Source organism: Vibrio sp. D3, from assembly GCF_043995865.1.
Lineage (GTDB): Bacteria > Pseudomonadota > Gammaproteobacteria > Enterobacterales > Vibrionaceae > Vibrio > Vibrio diabolicus.
In genome coordinates this window covers 95516-114369 of the sequence record NZ_CP171886.1, presented here as the reverse complement: position 1 = coordinate 114369, position 18854 = coordinate 95516, and the positions used below count along the sequence as shown (strand labels likewise).

Annotated in this window: 17 protein-coding genes; 3 read left to right on the top strand and 14 right to left on the bottom strand. The window is 41.4% G+C overall.

Annotated features, from left to right (window positions below):
• Window positions 1-33 precede the first annotated feature (33 nt).
• From tssC to tagH, 10 genes are read right to left on the bottom strand one after another with little or no spacing between them, the layout of a single operon-like run.
• On the bottom strand, window positions 34-1527 hold the full coding sequence (gene tssC, locus ACHFJ9_RS00475; RefSeq protein WP_005396386.1) for a type VI secretion system contractile sheath large subunit: 1494 nt from the start codon (window positions 1525-1527) through the stop codon (window positions 34-36).
• Entirely contained in the window at window positions 1527-2057 is a 531-nt protein-coding gene (gene tssB / locus ACHFJ9_RS00470) for a type VI secretion system contractile sheath small subunit (RefSeq protein ID WP_005396385.1), read from the bottom strand. Before tssB ends, tssC begins: the two co-directional genes overlap by 1 nt.
• A 15-nt stretch (window positions 2058-2072) precedes the next feature.
• Window positions 2073-3191, bottom strand: coding sequence for a type VI secretion system protein TssA (gene tssA, locus ACHFJ9_RS00465; RefSeq protein ID WP_395354714.1), 1119 nt, complete (start codon window positions 3189-3191; stop codon window positions 2073-2075).
• Complete coding sequence (locus tag ACHFJ9_RS00460; RefSeq protein WP_005398381.1) at window positions 3184-3978, bottom strand: PP2C family protein-serine/threonine phosphatase; 795 nt, start codon at window positions 3976-3978, stop codon at window positions 3184-3186. Before ACHFJ9_RS00460 ends, tssA begins: the two co-directional genes overlap by 8 nt.
• Window positions 3979-3987: 9 nt before the next feature.
• The gene (gene tagF / locus ACHFJ9_RS00455) at window positions 3988-4683 is read right to left on the bottom strand and encodes a type VI secretion system-associated protein TagF (protein ID WP_395354713.1); all 696 of its coding nucleotides are present in this window, start codon (window positions 4681-4683) and stop codon (window positions 3988-3990) included.
• On the bottom strand, window positions 4665-8183 hold the full coding sequence (gene tssM / locus ACHFJ9_RS00450; protein WP_395354712.1) for a type VI secretion system membrane subunit TssM: 3519 nt from the start codon (window positions 8181-8183) through the stop codon (window positions 4665-4667). The genes tagF and tssM overlap by 19 nt, the downstream gene beginning before the upstream one ends.
• A gap of 16 nt (window positions 8184-8199) precedes the next feature.
• Window positions 8200-9492: a type VI secretion system protein TssL, long form gene (gene tssL, locus ACHFJ9_RS00445; RefSeq protein ID WP_317347110.1), complete on the bottom strand. Its 1293-nt coding sequence runs from the start codon at window positions 9490-9492 to the stop codon at window positions 8200-8202.
• Between the two features lie 11 nt (window positions 9493-9503).
• Complete coding sequence (gene tssK, locus ACHFJ9_RS00440) at window positions 9504-10793, bottom strand: type VI secretion system baseplate subunit TssK (protein ID WP_238935388.1); 1290 nt, start codon at window positions 10791-10793, stop codon at window positions 9504-9506.
• Between the two features lie 57 nt (window positions 10794-10850).
• Window positions 10851-11306: a type VI secretion system lipoprotein TssJ gene (tssJ, locus tag ACHFJ9_RS00435; RefSeq protein WP_005395676.1), complete on the bottom strand. Its 456-nt coding sequence runs from the start codon at window positions 11304-11306 to the stop codon at window positions 10851-10853.
• A gap of 11 nt (window positions 11307-11317) precedes the next feature.
• Window positions 11318-12511 carry a type VI secretion system-associated FHA domain protein TagH gene (gene tagH / locus ACHFJ9_RS00430; protein ID WP_395354709.1) on the bottom strand — a complete coding sequence of 398 codons (1194 nt, stop codon included), beginning with the start codon at window positions 12509-12511 and terminating at the stop codon, window positions 11318-11320.
• 312 nt (window positions 12512-12823) lie between these two features.
• Between tagH and ACHFJ9_RS00425 the strand changes: the two genes are divergently transcribed.
• The 3 genes from ACHFJ9_RS00425 (at window position 12824) to ACHFJ9_RS00415 (ending at window position 15965) form a co-directional block, all read left to right on the top strand.
• The gene (locus ACHFJ9_RS00425; protein ID WP_186437937.1) at window positions 12824-14974 is read left to right on the top strand and encodes a serine/threonine-protein kinase; all 2151 of its coding nucleotides are present in this window, start codon (window positions 12824-12826) and stop codon (window positions 14972-14974) included.
• Between the two features lie 429 nt (window positions 14975-15403).
• Complete coding sequence (locus ACHFJ9_RS00420) at window positions 15404-15739, top strand: Hpt domain-containing protein (RefSeq protein ID WP_046875350.1); 336 nt, start codon at window positions 15404-15406, stop codon at window positions 15737-15739.
• A gap of 34 nt (window positions 15740-15773) precedes the next feature.
• Window positions 15774-15965, top strand: coding sequence for a hypothetical protein (locus tag ACHFJ9_RS00415; protein WP_012842175.1), 192 nt, complete (start codon window positions 15774-15776; stop codon window positions 15963-15965).
• Between the two features lie 32 nt (window positions 15966-15997).
• On the opposite strand, the gene ACHFJ9_RS00410 is transcribed toward ACHFJ9_RS00415, so the two are convergent.
• The 4 genes from ACHFJ9_RS00410 to ACHFJ9_RS00395 form a co-directional block, all read right to left on the bottom strand.
• Window positions 15998-16495: an ATP-binding protein gene (locus tag ACHFJ9_RS00410; protein ID WP_145535210.1), complete on the bottom strand. Its 498-nt coding sequence runs from the start codon at window positions 16493-16495 to the stop codon at window positions 15998-16000.
• Between the two features lie 23 nt (window positions 16496-16518).
• Entirely contained in the window at window positions 16519-17712 is a 1194-nt protein-coding gene (locus tag ACHFJ9_RS00405; RefSeq protein ID WP_258486184.1) for a PP2C family protein-serine/threonine phosphatase, read from the bottom strand.
• 29 nt (window positions 17713-17741) lie between these two features.
• A complete protein-coding gene (locus ACHFJ9_RS00400; protein ID WP_005395662.1) occupies window positions 17742-18002 on the bottom strand; it encodes a hypothetical protein in 261 nt (86 codons plus the stop codon).
• A gap of 213 nt (window positions 18003-18215) precedes the next feature.
• Entirely contained in the window at window positions 18216-18830 is a 615-nt protein-coding gene (locus ACHFJ9_RS00395; RefSeq protein WP_258486183.1) for a glutathione S-transferase, read from the bottom strand.
• Window positions 18831-18854: the final 24 nt, after the last annotated feature.

Genomic DNA, 18854 nt, shown 5'->3' with positions numbered 1-18854 from the left:
TATGGCTGGCCTTACGACCAGCCAATTCATTTCTTATCCACCCGACTGAGGGATCTTTGCAACAAGTCGCAAAGATGTCGTCAATTCTTCCATTTGCAGCCAAGGCTTAAGCCATGCTACAGCATTGTAAGAACCTGGTGCGCCAGGGATTTCCTTAACCTGGACACGAGCATCTGCTAGAGGGTATTTCGCTCGGATCTCTTGACCACCACCCTCTGAAGCATTTACATAGCCTAGAATCCAGCGGTTCAACCAAGACTCAACGTCTTCTGCTTCCATAAAGCTACCGATTTTATCTCGAGCCATTACCTTCAAATAATGCGCAAAACGAGATGTCGCCATCATGTAAGGTAGACGTGCTGAAATCGCCGCATTAGCCGTTGCTTCTGGAGATTCGTGGTTCGCCGGTTTTTGACAGGTTTGCGCACCAAAGAAAACCGCATAGTTGGTGTTTTTGTAGTGACAAAGCGGTAAGAAACCAAGTTTACCCAGCTCTGCCTCACGTCGGTCGGTAATACCAATCTCTGTTGGACACTTCATATCAGGATCGCCATCATCACTCATGAAGAAATGTGTTGGCAAATTATCCACTCGACCACCACCTTCTGCACCACGGATAGCTGTACAGAATCCATATTTTGAGAAGGCGTCTGTTAACTTAACACCAAGAACGTACGAAGAGTTCATCCAACAGTAGTCATTATGCTCAGCATTGACAGCAATACCTGACACTGGGTCTACTTCGAACTCTTCAAATCCAAATTCCTCAACTGGAGCAGTGGCTTGTCCGTATGGTAAACGAGCCAGAACTTTCGGCATAGTCAGGCTAACAAACCGTGAATCAGCACTCTCACGGAACGAACGCCATTGAGCGTATTCTAGCGACTCAAAGACCTTGTCTAGATCGCGTGGTTTTGACAGTTCAGTCCACTCATCAAAACCAAATAGTGCTGGTGAGGCCGCGGACAAGAATGGGGAGAAGCCTGAAGCGGCTACATTTGACATTAGGCGCAGCGACTCAATATCCTCTGGGTGGTTGGTAAACTCATAGTCACCAATTAATGCACCATAAGGTTCACCACCTGCACTGCCAAACTCAGACTCGTAAACTTTCTTAAAGATCTGGCTTTGGTCAAATTCAACCGCTTTACTCAAGTCTTTATGTAACTCTTTCTTAGTCATACTCATCATGCGAATTTTCAGAGTAGAGCTCGTCTCTGAGTTCATCACTAGATAATTTAAACCACGCCAAGAACCTTCAAGTTTCTGTAATTCAGGATGATGCATTACTTCAGACAACTGATCAGAAATCTGTTTATCAAGTAAATTAATCGCTTCACGAAAAGTTACCGTTAGGTTTTTGTTCCAAGTAACCGTCCCTTTCATCGCTTCTTCAGTGAGCGTTTTAATTAGCTCTTCAGCACGAGAGGCTTCTGTCTGCTTAGTTGCACCAATAGCTTGATCTAAAAATGAAGTTGTTTGTTCATTAACAGTTGGATCTAACTGCTTTTCAGCTTCAGTCGTCATTATTCCGCTCCTTCAGTACTGTCTGACTTCGCTTTCTTGCCAAGATCTAACTCGCCCGCAAGTTTTGCCAGATTGTCTGTGTTGTTCAAAACATCCTCTAAGATGTTTTCAAGCTCTTCAGAACGGTCAACTTTTGTCATCAAATCACGCAGTTTATTACGCGTTTCCATCAGTTGGCGCAGTGGATCAACTTGATTTACGATCGCAGCGGGCTCAAAGTCTTGCATTGATTTAAAGTTCAAATCCACCTCAAACTGTGAATCGTCGTTCGCAAGCTTGTTCGCAACTTTGAACTTAACCGATGGGTTCATCTTTTTGAGCACATCATCGAAGTTGTCTCGATCGATCTGAATAAAACGGCGGTCTTTCAATGGCTTCAACGCTTCAGTGTTTTGACCAGCGAAGTCACCCATTACACCTACAACAAAAGGTAGCTCTTTCTTAAGAGTTGTACCTTCAGTTTCAACATCATAGGTAATGTGGACACGAGGCTTCCGTACTCGTGACAGTTTCGAGTGGATACTCGTCATACCATTCTCCCTTTATTAATTTTCATTTTGTTCTGCTATGCCAACCAAACGGAAGTAGCTTTTCTTTGCATCTCCGTCGGAGATAAGTTCCGCCAGTAACTCCGGCAGAGGCATTCCACACCAACGAATGATCTGTTCGATGGAGTAAGAAACTGGTGAGTGAGGCTCACTCTCTCTGAAGAAATCAGCCACTTGCTGCAATTGTCTAATCGCCTGCTCTCGTGATTTCATGTTTGTCGCTAATAGTGCATCAGAACTTTGTGAACTCACTTGTTGTTCCGAAGAAGAAGATTCATCCACCTCCTCCAGTTCTTCAAACACAGCTTGTGGTTGATTAAAACGCTCTCCAAGGAGATGCTTTAATGCCGAGTGTATTGATTCAAGCCTTTTTGATATATAAGAGCTAGGAGTGACATCACCTACCGCTTCATCTAATCGCTGACTGAATTCATTAAATGACTCTGTGGCGAACTCCAGATCAGCGATTAGCTCACGATAAAAGGCATCAGAGGTAGATTTAACTGTAGTTGTAATATCAGATAGCTCTGTAACGCCAAGATCGACTCGATTTCGGCGCTTATCTTCATCTAAACGCTCCAACTCAATAGCTTGCTGATATTCCCAGTAGGCATACGCTTGCTCAACGCCTACGTCAGTAAGCGGGATACAAGCAATAGGGAAAATAAGTGTTCCTTCGCTATCGATACCATTGAGGCCAGTAATCGCCGATATTCTTGTTTCAATACCATCCTCATCAGGCATTGGATAGAGATCATCCCAAAACTTCTCGATGAACTCGGTTGCGAGTTTGTACCCAACGCCCATACCACGAAAACCATGCAATCGAGTTAGAGCCTCTATAAGCCAAGCCACAAACTCTAAATCTTTAGATTGATTCGTAAGTATCTCTGGTACTTCTTCAATAAATACCCGCCATAAGTTACTGTGGGTATAAATACTTTCTTCTTCTATAAGCGCATTACGCTCTGCATTTCGCGCAGCCATACGCTGATCTTTTAATCGGTAATAAGCGGACTGTGGCGATACATCTTCTCTAGGATCAACACCTGTGGGATTCTCTTGAGATATAGGAGCCAACGCTTGTTCATACCAATCGAACATCTCACTATTCATAAGACCTCCCTCTAAGAAAAACGGGGATCGTCGCGTCTTCTCTCGTTACTGCTTCAAATTCTGTCTGCGCTTGGCGAACTTTGACTAACGCACAAGTAACGTTATCACTTGCACCTCTCACTAACGCCGAATGCATGAGCGCTAATCCTGCTTGATTTACTGAGTCCGCATACAATGTCCGGTGAATTTCATCACTCGTTAATTCTTTAGAAAGCCCATCACTACACAGAAGAAATTGATCTCCGTCAGCCAACTGCCCCGAAACTTGATCAATAGTGATACTCTCATCTACCCCAACAGCTCTGGTAATAACATTTGCGAGAGGATGTGACTCAGCATCTTCAAATGCCAATAACCCTTGATCGACTAAATCCATAACTTGACTATGATCGCGTGTTTTTTGAGAAAAATGACCATTTCTAAGCTGGTAAATTCGGCTATCACCGACCCAAAGACAGTGGTAATACCCGTCCTGGATAAACAACAAAACGAGAGTTGTTCCCATCGTTTTACCGTCTAAGTGATTTTGTGCGTATTGATAAATTTCTAAATTCGCGGCTTGAACCACACTCCGGATATCATCGATATTGGTATTTGGGACATCCTGCATATGGCGCGCGATTCTATCCACTAGCATCTGGCTTGCTATGTCGCCAGCACTATGCCCACCCATTCCATCGGCTACAACCCAAATATGCTGCTCTGTCATATCTAAAAGAGCATCCTCGTTATAAGGGCGTACTTTTCCTGCGTGCGATTTAGCAAAGGTAAAATAGTTCCAATTCATTCTTCTATCCTACCAATTCCACTTTTTCCAACCGCCATCAAGCATGGCAGAAAATTGACCAATAGAAGGGAAACCGCTGGTCATAAACACACATGGTTCAACTAGAGTCGAGCCTTCAGTCCACCAAAAGCATGGCTTACTCAATTTTTCTTTAATGAGGTAATTCAAAAGTGCGCTTTGATCTGCTCCACCTTGATCATGAAAAATCGTAGATATTTGGCTTTGATAAAGAAACTTAAGAGGCCGCACTTCACTTTTTACATTCGCCACTAAATCGTTTTTTTCTTGCATGCTCTTATGCCAAACATCAAATACAAAGTCGTCCTCAAGTACTGCTAGGGCAAGAGATGCACTGTCCTCGGTCCAAGCTTTGTCCCCCCAATATTGCGCAGCTTCACCTTTTACGGCACGAGCTATAGTAAAGAAAAAGTATCTACCGCATGCATCTACACTAGGAATCATGCTACCAATGTATGTCGAGTCTTCTAAGTAACTAACATCCAGAGCAAAGTGCCACACAGGCGCGGTTAAAAAGTGCTCATTCCAACTTTCACCCAATTGTTCTCTGCTGACTGCAATAACAGCCTGCTGCCAGTCATGCCAGCGCTCTGAAAAATCTTGTGATAAGCCATCTTTCACAAAGTCTCCTTTTGCAGGCATTTTACCGATATAACCCCAGGCTGATGTTACAAGGTTCGTGGACATCTGAACCTCTCCATTTCATTTGACCAAAACGGATTAATAGCACTAGACGGAATAAGCTCTAGTTGCACCTTATTTCCCTTTAAATCAATCATAACTATGTTGTCTTTACGTGATTCTGGTCTTGCTTTAAGTGATTGATCTAGCAGTTTGAATATGCCCCACTCACCTTCATAAGTATGGGCAATCTCACGTTTAGATTCTGGCGGTGTGAACACTATTCGAGTCTGGTCTTGACCCGCAGGCCAGCTCAAGGATTTAGCTCGTGCTGGTCCATGCTTATAAACCAAATCTTGCTTACCTAGCTCTAGAACAAACCGAGTAATGTGCTGATCCAGATACACTGGTTTCATACCGAACTCTACGCGCAATGAATTATCAGATTCAAAGAAAGACTGCCTGATACGCTTCGCTCTTTGAAAGACCATCAGCGTTTCTGGACGAACTCCAATTTCCTTTTCTAATCGCCAACGACTGTTCGACGTATCGACAAACGGTTCAAGATACTCTTGGAAGAATGAGTCAAGCGTACCTCCATAACCAAAGAAACGTTTGAAGTCCTTCAGCCTTACTTCTCTGCTCGCATTTGGCTCGAATGGGTATCTACCCGCAATCGTCCGCTGATAAGGGCGCACCACTTGCGTAACCCAAAGCTGATTTAGATGATCTTTCGACCCGCTCTCCGCAAACTTAACTGACTCTTGAGAAAGTTCACCTAGCCATTGATTAAATGGCCTAGGCAAAAATTCTTTAGCGCGAGCAAAGGAAGCAGCCACATCTTGTGTAACGGTCCCATCTAAAATACTTTTGTAAGCAATTTTCTGATTATTACCTGAGCTTGATAAATCGCTTAAGTACGAGCGCAAGTTAACCATAGCTTGTTGAATATCATCAAAGTCTTGTTCGCCGAGACGTAAGATCTCCGAAAAATGAGATTCGACTTCTTTACCTGGCAGTGCAATATTGAAACCATTTTCTTCAGGCAAGTACATGTCTAGTCTATCTGCCGTATTCGAAAATTTAACTTTGGCAACCTTACCAGCAACTTCAGAAGTGGCCTTCTGATTTTCTGACAATGATACTTTCGACAAACCAACTTCTTTTTGGATTGCCCTCAACAACGATTCGATTGGTCTTTCAACTCCAGATAGAACTCTAGCTTGTTCTGTTGCAAGCTCTAGGCTCGGAGCCTGCTTAAGTTGAATATCTTCGATCAGAGTTTTCCATTCATTCACATAATCTTGATAGTATCGAGATTGGACTCCTTGAATAGCGCTATCTTGATCAATTTCATGAGCCTTAAGATCGTCACCATAAACCCAGTTCTCTTCCATTAGGCTTTTTACTGTACGGTTGATCTGAATCTGAAAAATGCTATGAAAGCCATTGTACGTATAAAAGCCCGAAATGCCTTGTGATAAAGGCTTTCCACTCGCTCGTTCAAACTGCTCAAGCCCTTTAGGCCCCAAGACATCAGTAAAACGAAATGAAGGAACATGACTCTTCGAAAATTGTATCTTCATTCGCTGGTAAGCACGTTCTGGTAGAGACATTTGTGTCAAAACCTCGCGAGCATTAGTCACGGCAGCAGTATTATAAGAAAAGCCTTGTCCATCATTCTCTAATAAATTTTGAGTGTGCTGTAACAGACCTTTTCTTAAGTCTATATTTAGTTCACCCGGATATTGACGTTCAAAATAGAAGTTAAACCAAGCCAACACTTCATCTTGTTGGTATTTGTCTGGATTAAATAACATCAAATAAGTTTTCAACGTTTCATACAAATACTCTCGATGCTGTTGATTACTTTCCATTTCCGTTACCAAGCTATCAAGAAGCAAGGGAGCGTAATATTGGGTCAACGCATCAGAATATGCATTGTTTGCCGCCTGTGAGACTTTATCTCCTTGATAGAGACCAAACCTTTTTACGGAATCAGCATCGCCGTAGTTGCTTTGTTTTCCTAGAGGAAGCGTCATCAATCGGTCTAATGTCTCTACGGCTGAGATAATATCCGCCTCAAAATCTAGGCTCTCAGCACCAATCATTGCTTCAATATGGCCGGCTTGCTCATTGGTATCGACAATCAACTGAGAATTCCACTTGTAGCTCATAAGCCAAAGTGCAGACGCACCTAGCAGTAGAGAAGCACAGCCAATGTAAACACCTCGGCGCATCCACCCTGACTGCTTTTGATAGTGACGATTAACCGTTCCTAACAGTTGTTCCTTGAAAATAACCTTATCAAACAAGTTCTTCACGAAATAACTATGAGACCCTGTGTGGCTCTTTGCTAGAGCGAGGCGATTTAGTCCAAGTCCATTGGTCGATTCATTCATTAACTTATCGACTGGTAAGCCTTCTTGGACCGAGCTCAACATAAACACACCACGAATCAAGGCTGGCTCTTCAAAACTATTTTGTGCAAATATTTCCGCTAAAAATTCATCAAGATTAGCTTGCAATACCCTTAGCTGTTTAGGAAATTCAAAAATAAGTGCTCGCTTCTCTAAATCATCTTCAGTTTCAAGGATTCTCAGCATTCGAGAATCAAGACGCTCCAACATGCCATGAAATTCTTTATTGAATAAAGAAATAACCCCTCTTTCATCAGCCACTTCACGCGGAAACATGAAACCGAACAATTCCTCACGCTCTTCCTTACTTAGATCAGAGAAGAACTCATTGAAACCCGCAACTAAATCCATTTTGGTCAGTAGTACGTAAATAGGAAATTGCATCCCTAACTGATTCTTCAGTTCTTGAAGGCGCGACTTGATAGCTCGGGCATGAAGGCTTCGCTCGGTTCTTGTCTGCGACATCACACTGGCTAAACTGATCGTGACAATTGCACCATTAATTGGCCTTTGCGTTCTATATTTTTTCAACAACCCTAAGAAGCCGTGCCATGCTTTAGAGTCGACTTTTTCTTGACTGTCTTGTGTCGTGTATCGACCGGCCGTATCAATCAGAACTGCTTTATTTGCAAACCACCAATCACAATGACGAGTTCCACCGACACCAGCAATAGAGTCAGAACCAAGGCTATCCGCTAACGGAAACTCCAGCCCTGACTGCTTTAACACTGTTGTTTTCCCTGTCCCTGGAGGGCCGATCAACACATACCAAGGCAAGTCATATAAGCTTCGCTTTCCTTTATGTGTTTTCGTTACTACTTTGACAGCTTGCTCAATACGCTCGCGCATTAAGTCAATTTCACTCGCCGCTTCTTTATCTGACTGACTATCAACCTCAAGTAACGTTTGAATACTTTCGTCTTCTTTAACTTTTTGCTTGTGCTGCTTAGTCACGTTGAATAAAGCCCACACAAACACCAGCACCAAAATCGTGACGAGTCGTTGGAAGTCGCTCTTTAGTGGCTCATATCCCGCTATCGTGATAAGTGGACCAACAACCCAAATAAAAATTGAACAAGCAGCGACACCGATAAGACCGAGAAACCACCTTTGAGTAAATATTCTGCCAATTTCTTTAATACGCATCTCTATCTACCTGTTATTAATTCGCGACAAGGAGGTCGATTTCAATTCGACGGTTAATAGCTCGGTTTTCGTCACTATTGTTTTCAACCAATGGTCTTGCATCACCCAGACCTTCTGGTATGACTCGACCTTCTAGTGCGCTATTCGAGATAAGTTGTTCAGACATAGCAGTAGCTCGAGCTAATGATAGATGCCAGTTCGAAGGATATTTACTCGTGAAAATTGGCCTATCATCGGTATGACCTGTCACAATGATCTTGCCTTGGGTCGACTCCAACGTTCTAGCGAGTTTAGAAATTACGGGTTGGATATACGCAACAACATCAGCACTACCTGATTCAAATAGATCTTGCGACTTTAACGAAATTCTTACCCTGTCTTGCAACGGCTCGACGTTAATTAGCCCCTTCCCGATCTCAGTTGCCAGATACATAGAGATCCTTTCTGCAATTGGCGCTGATTTTGATTCTGACGTTGCATCTTGGTTAAGCTGTTGCGGTTGAACCAAATTGACTAATTGAGAAAAGGTGCGGTTGGAAGCCTTGTTTAGCTCATAGCTAAAATACATAAATATACAAACCAATAATGCAGCCGTTACGGAGCACACAACCCAGAGAGGAGCTCTGTCGGAAGCCTTAGAGCCATTCAAAATGTGTTGTTCGATACTATTGCTTAGCTCTTGAGGTATCCCTCTTCCGTAAGACTTAAGAATAGCGATAATCTGCCTTCTCAGTTTTCGGTGAGACTCCAGTCCGTTTTTTTCCAAACGATATTGGCCGAGAAACCCAAGCGATAGGCACACGTACATCAATTCAAGCAAATCTAAATTTGTATCTGGTTGCGCCATGCATTTATCAAGGTACTTAAAGAACGCTTCCCCACCCTGGCTGCTGGCATAGAAAGAACTAAGCAATGAGTCATGGCTCCAAAATGAATGCCCCCCCCAATTAGTATTGAGCACCGCTTCATCTAACGAGCAACACAAACAGTAACGAGCCGTATCAATAGTGTCCAAATCAACGTCGTGGTGGCGTAGTCGGTTCTCATAATCTCTAAGTTTTTGTGCCAACGTCTCTTTTAGAAACAACGGATCAGAATGAGTCGCTGTCGCTCGAATTTGACCAATAATGGATAAAAGACCATTCGCTTCTGCCAATAAAGGGTTGTTCCCATAAGCAACCACTGAATCGTTATTCACCAATTCAGGACTTTTTGAGATAACTACCGTATTATCTGCTGACTTTTCTGATTGTGGTTTCGGTGCGGGCGCTCTTCCACCCGGTGTTGGTTTTACGATCGTTTGTTCCATACTGAGCACACCTATTGACTAATACTCCACAGCTCAAGGTCAGCATTCGGAAAATGCCCCGATAAATGCAGCGCAATACCACCACTGTCTTTCAGCCTCATCCAAAACGGGCCTTTCTTGACTACTTCGAAGTAGACATAACCCGTTTGGTAAGGGATCTGCCTCGGTACTACACTCAATGGCGCTACGTTTATGCCATTAATCTGGTTGTTGATCAGATCACGAATCTGCTCCGCTGGTCCAAACTTGAGCTGCGCCGGGACTAAACGTCTGATTTCATCTGTTGTCGTATCAGCTTTGACCGCAAGCACAAACTGGCATGATTCAAGTAAACGCTTATCTGGAAGTGGCGTCACTTGAATTCCATATTGTCGTGGCTCCAAAGGAAGTTTGCTTGCAGTTTGATCAAGGACAACGCTCAGATATTGACTCAGAACTTGATTCAATTCGCTATAAACACTTGATACATCTAAGTGATCGTATGCAAGTAAGCTTGGCATCCTCTTGGTTTTGTCAGAAAACGTAGCTAATTCACCAATATAACCTTTCAGGGTCGTCGCTAATTCCAATGGATGTAGCCTGTCTAGGTCACTAAAGTGCTTTAACATCGCCTCATACCTGTTCAACATTTGTAGCATGATGAAATCAACAGCAGATGCAGATGCGGCTTTGCCCTTAATCAATCGCTGAGCAATAACGTCGGCACGCATCTTTGTCATCGCAATAACGTTACGCAAGTAAGCCGACATAACTTTGTCGCTAAGTAAATTGATAAGCGGTGGAACATACGAATCGTCTAGTATTACTTCGCCTTCTGCCGTTACCTCTTTTATTTTCAATATCGGTAACTCAACATAACCCGCTAATTTGTCATTGCTGGCTTTCAGTTCCAGGTTTAGGGCTGCGACTTGAATCGTTTCTTCATCCTGCCCAGTGAGATTATCTATAACGTCAACGTCTTTAAGTACATAACGAGAAACAATCGCCTCACTTACATCAGAAACATTTTTACCTTTGACATTTGAAAGGGGAAGAGTGATTTTTACTAACGTATTTTCTACGTCTTTATCAATAAATAAAGGCACAACCGAATCGCTGGCTGTTAAGGTATTAACCAGAGTCATATCTGGCAAAACTGCCTCAAAGTGATCTAATTCAATCAGACCATCTTTTAATGCATGTTCTTTTACTCGACATTTCCAAACCCCCCAATTATAAGCCCCACCAAACTGATGTAAGCCTTTGAATTCTTGAGAGGTTGCGCGTTCATGTTGTTGAAAGTGCTGGGGACGTAAAAACATCCCTTCGCACCAAGCCGTCTTGGAGTATTGCGTCATTTATAATTAGCCAACTAAACGTTATTTTACGACCAAAGACAGATCTTCTAACAGAATTTGATAGGTGTTGTAACCGGTCTTATCCACTTCAATGACTTGTCGCCAATTTGAATTTTCAATATCTCGAAACGCTGCGACAATGCCTAAGTATTCAGTCTTTGGAGACATACTTGCCTGATATGTTTCTTTCTGACCTGGAGTTAATGATATTTCATATTTATTCACTAAATCAGGGCCTAAGACTTTTTCACTTTCTTCATAAATTGAAAAAAAATCCTGACTTTCAAAAAGGGTATTTGATGTTAATTCAAAAACATACACGACTACAGGGGATGGCCTACCATTGGAGTCAGGGTTAATATTGTGATTTGCTGTTATTTCTAAATCTGAATATGGGTCAACAACTAAATTGGCTGCTGAGCATCCAAATAAAACCATTGAAATTAATAACAAAATGTACTGATAAACTCTTTTCATCACCCTATTTCCTAGCTTTTATTTTTTAATGCTAACTCATAGTGTTTAGCGAAATCTTCTAAATAAAATGGAGATTCTTTATTGATAATGTCATCGGATAGCTTTTCATGAATATCCTCAAACCGCTTCCAACTTTGAGCATATTTCCTTGCTGGAATAACCTTATTAATAACCGTGTCTTTAGCTAAAGCTTCTGAGTATATCGACGTAGGTTCAACAAGCGACATAACACTTGAAACCGTACCCTCAACACCTTTCATTAACGCTTGTTCATGACTTTCTATATCACTAAACGCTTCTTTAATGGCTGCACTTGGCTTTAGGAAACTTGCAGTTTGACGGTTATATAAGTTATGAATTGCATCTTCTAAATTCGCAGAGAACTTCAGAGGATTATTTTCTGACTTCCGAAACGCAGTATGACTCATTCGATTTGTTTGTTTAAATACCGCGCGATTGTGCAGCGTTTCCATTAAACCAACTAACATCAAAGAAAATGATTCCCCCAGCTGTTCAAACCATTGTTCTCTGTTGTCGCTGGGAATCATCGTTGGATCAATACCCGCTCCTTTAATGAACGCCGCAAGCTCGCTCCCTTTACTATCAAATTTGGGAGTTGGCTGACGTTCTAGCTGACGTGGGGTTTCCGGTACAGGTGTAGGATCTACACTCTGTTTTTCTGGTTTGGGGATATCAATGAAATCATCGACTAATCCAATATCTAATTGAAAGTCAGAAGGAACACTCTCATTCAACAGCTCACTGGCACTAAGGCCGAGGTCTACAAACTCTGCTTCAGATGAACTCGAGAATGCTTCAGGTTCTGAACTGGAACGAAAGTTACTTTCCTGATTATTGAATGCCTCAGTGCTCGTTTGAATACTTACTGAAATTTGGTAATCCCCTAAACTAACCGTATCGTCGTCGCTTAGTGCAATCTCATTTCCTTGGCCCACAGGTGTCACAGCGTTATTAACAAACGTGCCATTAGTTGATAAGTCTTTTATCAAGTATTTATCACCAAACTTGATGAGCTCTCCGTGAGTTCCAGATACTACTCTTTCAGGGTCTGGCAGTGTCCAATCACATTGTTCAGACCGACCAAATGTAACCTTGGCATGCTCATCACTTGATTCAAACACAAACTCACTCTCTATCTCTGGAGTAAATTTGTGAAAACTTGTTATGGTTAAAACCAACTTCATGTAAACCTCGCCAAAGACCTGCTAAATATTATTTTTAATTTTATTATTAGTCACTTTCTTATTAACAGTAAGATTAATAAAAATCTTAAATCTGCCATTGAAAATCATGCACGGAATAATGAATCATTTTTTTATCAAAGCAATCACGTATTGTTCAACAATTTTAATTATCCAACCAAGTTCAAATTTTTGACACTTAGACTTTCATCAATAAAAAAACGAATGTTAGTTTGGCCGCGAAATTCTAACATAATGACTTTTCATTGAGCAGAAAGGTATATATTCCCCCATCATTTATACGGAGTTCTTGTGATGGAAGACAGCAATAAAAACAATTCTATAAATAATAATGATAGCGGAGACAAAACTAAAATTGTAAAGACTCAAAAACGAGACAATGCAATTCAATCAAATAAAGTTGCTAGCAATGAAGGCTCCGTTCAAAATAAAAATGAAACAAATACAAAACTGTCTCAAAAAGAAAACACTCCGTTAGTTAATAAGAAAATAAACAATAAAAATAACACATCAAATAATGACAAAGATGTTATTAATGAGAATTTAATAGGCACAACTGTCAAAAATCGATATGAAATCGAGTCGGTTCTTGGCCATGGCGGACTTTGTGATGTTTATTTGGCAAAAGATAAGATATTAGAATCTTCAGGTTCAGAAACCCCTTACGTAGCATTAAAGATTTTACAAAAAGAGTTTGCATCTCAACCAGAGACTGCACGCATGTTGATACGTGAAGCTCAGCAAACACAAAGATTAAGCCACCCTAATATTATTAGGGTTTTTGATTTTGGTGTTGATGGCGAAATATATTTCTTAGTGATGGAATATATTAACGGGGAAACATTAGAGGATTTAATACAACGATCTAGGCCGCATGGGCTGAAGTTTAACGCAACTTTATCGATTCTAAATCAGGTACTTGACGCGCTGTCTTACGCCCATTCACTTGGTGTCGTGCATGCCGATTTAAAGCCCGCTAACGTCATTTTAACGTCTGAAGGTAATGTTAAATTACTCGACTTTGGTGTATCTAAAACTCATCAATTAAAGCAAGATCAATACGCAGCTAAACGTAAATCCGAAAATGTGGAGACTCTTGGTTATACTCCAAACTACGCATCGCTCAACTTGTTGTCGGGTAAAGAGCCAAACTTAAGCGACGATATGTTTGCGCTATTTTGTATTGCTTACGAGTTATTGAGTTGCAAGCATCCTTATTCAAGAACTCCTGTTAATGAAGCTCTCAAAAAGAAAATGAAGGTCTCGAAACCTGCTAATATGCCTGCATCTAAGTGGCCTATCTTTGCACGCGTGTTTTCAACTGGCATCATCCCTAAAGACCTTACCCCAGAGCAGTTAAAACAAAAGTTGAACATGCGATATTGGCCTATCGTTAGCGGTGTAGCTGCAAGCGTACTATTGGTTACCGGAATCGTATTTGGCTATCAACAACAACAAGAAACCATCTCTGATTTAGAAATAGCTATTAACAAGCAAAATGATCAGATTAATGGGCAGGAATGGTTGCTTGATACACCGCCAGAAAAAAGCTTGTCACTGATTAATAGTGAGAAAAACTTACACCCAGTGATTAAAGCTGGCTTACTACGACAGCACAAGAGCTACCTTCTAAGTGAGTTTGAATCTGAGATTGATCAGGTTCTGAATTCTGATGCTAACAACTATCCAAATTATGATGAAATCGAGTCTGTACTAAACAAAGCAAAAGCCTACTACCCTGACTCACATAAAATTGAAGTTCTGGCGTTAGATATTCAATCAAGCAAGCACTCCACATTGCTTTCGATAGCCAGACAAATCAATAGCCAACTGGAAAAGTCTCGATACAGTAAAGAAGAAGGCAGTAAGTCCGTCTATGAACTGAAAGATGAGTTAAATCAAATTCATCAGGATTACCCATTTACACCAAGCTCATTATCTAGCGATGTTTTTGGTAAACACCTAACTGAAGCACTCAAAAATAAAGATGCTGCAGCACTTGTTGCGCTAATTAAAGTTGGGAATACTTTCTTCTCAAACGTTGAAGAGCATCAAAACAACTTAAAAATAAGCAACGCGATGAAAGATGCAGTTCTCGAGATGAAACTGTATGAGACCGCGCTAGACTCTAACGATCCTCTACCATTTCCAGATGAGGCTGCTCGAATTTTGTTCCAAGAGGAATTTGAAAACTTCTATTACCGCCTAGAAAAGGCAAGAACAACAACTCACCTCGATAACTTAGTGAAAGATGTTGATCAGTTTTCGAAGAACTTTCCTATCGGTTTTCAAGATATTAACGATTTGAGATTCAAAACTGCAGATAAATACCTGCGCTTCTCCGACATACTACTCAATAAGAGAAGGACCACAAGCGCAAGACGTGCAATGAAGAAGGCGAACGAGTTAATGAGGCAGGTAGAACAGGACTCCAAGCAAAGCTAATTGTACAAAAGGGGCTCAAGGCCCCTTTTTTGCGTCAAGCTACTTGCCATTATGCAACTAGGTTGCTAGTTTGTATTTGTACTCGATTAGGAGAGTTAACCTTGACTGAAGGAATAGTCAAAGTTGGCGAGCGCTTGGCTTACTTATTTGATGATTGCTTTAAACTAGGTAGACAAGATTGTTCCCAACCCAGCATTTTATTTGGAACCCACTATCACGTAACTTGTGTTGCCACGACACGAGTGCAAAATGCTTTGCACAAAAGATTAGATCATAGACACTTGTATATAAGTCAAAGTGTACCGAACAATAACTTTGTTTTTATGAGTCTAGCTCAAGTGATAAGCACACTGTTCAGCGCTCAACTCCCCCCACTTCAACATTCCTATCCGATACATTTTTCTACCTCGCGGTTAGTCAGAGGTAAACATGATTAATTTTGATGTTCTCAATAAATACATGGAGAACGACGTAGATCTTATCGTCACCGTTTTTTCCACATACTTAGAAGACCACGCCAATGACATACAGCGTATCAATGAGTTGTACGCAAACAAATGTTGGCCGGAACTCTACTTATTGGCTCACAGTCTAAAGGGCATTCTAGAGAGCTTTGGTGAAGAAACCGCTGTCATTGTTTTCACCAAAATAGAAGCAGAAACAAGAAACGATAACAAGCCAGATAGCTCAGATATAGCTATAGTTACTAAAGAGCTAGCTGCCATTAATCAACAAATTTTTGCTTACTTGAAGAATATGCAATAAAACAAATTAAGGCTTAACTGGGGGAAATATGGCAATGAACAATAGCAATTTCAAGGAGCTGATTGAGTCTCTCAAAGACTTAACGCCAACTCAAAAGAGGTACTTGCTTAGTCGTACAAAGATGGCGTTAGATGATGAGAGCAATATGCTAAACATCAGTGATATACTGACACCAGAAGAGTTGGAAGCATTATTGTCGCCTGCACCAACCACAAATACAAAATAACAATAACATACAACGTAACCGTCAGATTAACGCTAGGGACCAGGTGGGGTGAATAGATCTTGCTTGGTTGTTAGTTTTTCGCCGTTCCTCTTCACTAAAACAAACGTGTTTTTTCCAATCTCTTTTTCTAACTTGAACTGGTCAGATAATTGAGCGACTAACATCAGTCCACGACCTGAAGCAGACCAACTATCATCATCCATTAAGTTAGGACCCTCAATCTGTTTATTTTTATGTTGGTTGAATGTCATTTCATTGATTGACGCTCCGTAGTCAGAAACCCTAAGTTCAATGAAATCTGACATTTGGTCACATCTAATCCTACACTCCACGTCTATCGGCTTGCCTTCAATTTCACTGTAAGAATGGATGTAAGCATTGTTCATAAGCTCAACAACACAAAGCTCCAACGACTGAGCCGTACTTAACGATATCTGATTATCCATTAAAAACTTAGCAACCTCTTTGCTCGCACTTCGAGAGCGAGTAAGGGATCCACCGTAAGTTCTTTTAAACTCGCTCTGGAACATTCTTTTCCTTTATCCCTAGGCTATCAGCCTCGCCACCTTACTTGTAAAAGACTCGCATCATCATCAAACTCATCTTTGTTCTGCCAAGATTGTACTTGTTCAAAGACACATCTAGCCTGCACTTCTGCTTCTAATTGCGAAGTACAAACAGCTTTTATACTTGATACCAACCTTTGTACTGAAAACATCGCCTCGCCTCGCCTCGCTTCTATCAAACCATCCGAATAAAGCCATACTACATCCCCCTCACTCAGAATAATTTGATTACCAACGTACTCCATCGGCTGCAAAGCGCCAATCATGAAGTTGTCTTCACCCGCCAGCTCTGTAGTTTCGGTGCTCGCTCGCCAAACAATGAACTTAGGATGACCAGCAGTACAATAGCGAAGTTGTCCTGATTCTGTATTAAGAATGGCATAAACCATGGTGAAATAAAGCTGACTGTTCCTAGTTTGCTGATACCGTCGGTTTAGCCGATCAATAACGGCTGCTGGTTCACTGATACAGTAGTCGCCATCTCTTAGCTCCATGGTTATCGAATCAGGTCCCAGATTTTGAGATAACGTCTGTTGGATAGAAAAAGCCATCAAAGCAGACGAAACACCATGACCTGAAACATCGAAAACATAAAATGCGACATGTTGTTCATCAAGCTCAAAATACCCCAACATGTCACCACCAATCTGGGAGCACGGTTTGTAGGCGTAACTAAATTGCATGTTCTGGATAGACGACTCCGCTGGGAGTAGTTGCTCCATCAGGTGACTAGCAGACTGTAAATCTTGATGGATCATTCGATAGGCTGCATCTAACTCTTTATTTCTATCAATGAGTTTGTTGTGCAGCTGCAGAGTGCGAAAACCTGCTCGAATTCTCGCTTGAAGTTCTTCGACAGACGTTTTCTTATCCACAAAATCATCTGCGCCAGCATCGATGCCTTTCACGATCGAGCTTTGGTCATTTCTAGAGGACAATAAAACAAAGAAAATGTAACGTTCACTAACTTGCGATTTTAATTGCCGACACAGCTCAATACCGTTAATGCCAGGCATCATTAAGTCACTAAGTACAAATTGAATATCTTTGCGATAAGTCAGCACTTCAAGTGCGGATTGTCCGTCTTCAACAGCAATAACTTCATATCCCTGCTTTTCTAATGCACTGCTGATATAAAGTAGTACTGTTTTACTGTCATCGACCAAAAGAATGGATTTCATTCGCCTCCTTAAGACGGTAGTCGGGCATGCTAACGTAGAACACTAGTCACTGATTGCTCATTTCTAAAACGACTATAATCTTCAGCTAATAACTGGTGTTGATATCGAGTGTAAGACAGTGCCTCATTGGAGATTAATATCTGATGCTCTTTCTCTATTAACTGACTTTGCAGTTTTTCAATCTGTTCATTCTGCTGTGTGTTATTGAGGTACAGCGCGACGAGACCAAAGACCGAAACCATTAAAAGAGCAATAAGAACATTATTGATAGTTTTAACTTGAATACGCATGACCTCTCCTTGTCTATTAATAGACTTCCCACTATGAAAAGAACGTCTACAGACTAAGAGCGCTAGGCTCTAAAACGCATTGAAGCCCATTGAGGTTGTTTTTCCAATTATAGGCGATAGGAGACAAAATAAGAAAAAAGCTGAAGAATTTGAATATCCTTGTGAATTCGAAAGGCAATAGCAGCGAGCAATGATCTACTCGCTGCTGGTACATCAACTTAGAAATGCAGGCCGAGCTGAAACTTGCTCATACCAACGCGCAATGTTTGGTGCAGTAGTAAACACATCGACTTCTAGGCCTTTAATTGCAAAACCAATCAAAATAAAGCCTGTAATATCGACGATAGTAAAATGGTCAGCGGCAATGAACTCGCTTTCACCAAGTCGCTTATCTAACAACGGTAAAAACTCTTGCACGCGTTGCTTGGACTCTTCGCCCCACTCTTTAACACAACGCTCTCTATCTTCATAGATAGCTGTGATGTTTCTAAATGCTTGAAAAGCAGCATACAGACCTTGAAACTCCACCACGCGATGCCACATTTCCACTTGCGCGCGCTCAAGTTGGTTTGCCCCAAACAGAGCTAAATTATTTTCAAACGCTTCATCCAGATAACGACAAATTGCGACGCTCTCACAAATCGTCGTGCCATCTTCAAGCTCAAGCAATGGCACTTTTCCATTGACGCTTTTTTGCTTGAAATCTTCCGCTAGATTTTCGCCGTCACGCACATTTAAAGCGATGCGTTCAACATCGCCACCAATTTCCTTTAAAAAAATGCTAACTCGCTTACAACTTGGAGTTATCGCGGTTTCGTAGAGCTTCATTTTATATCCTTTTTTCTTTTTCTA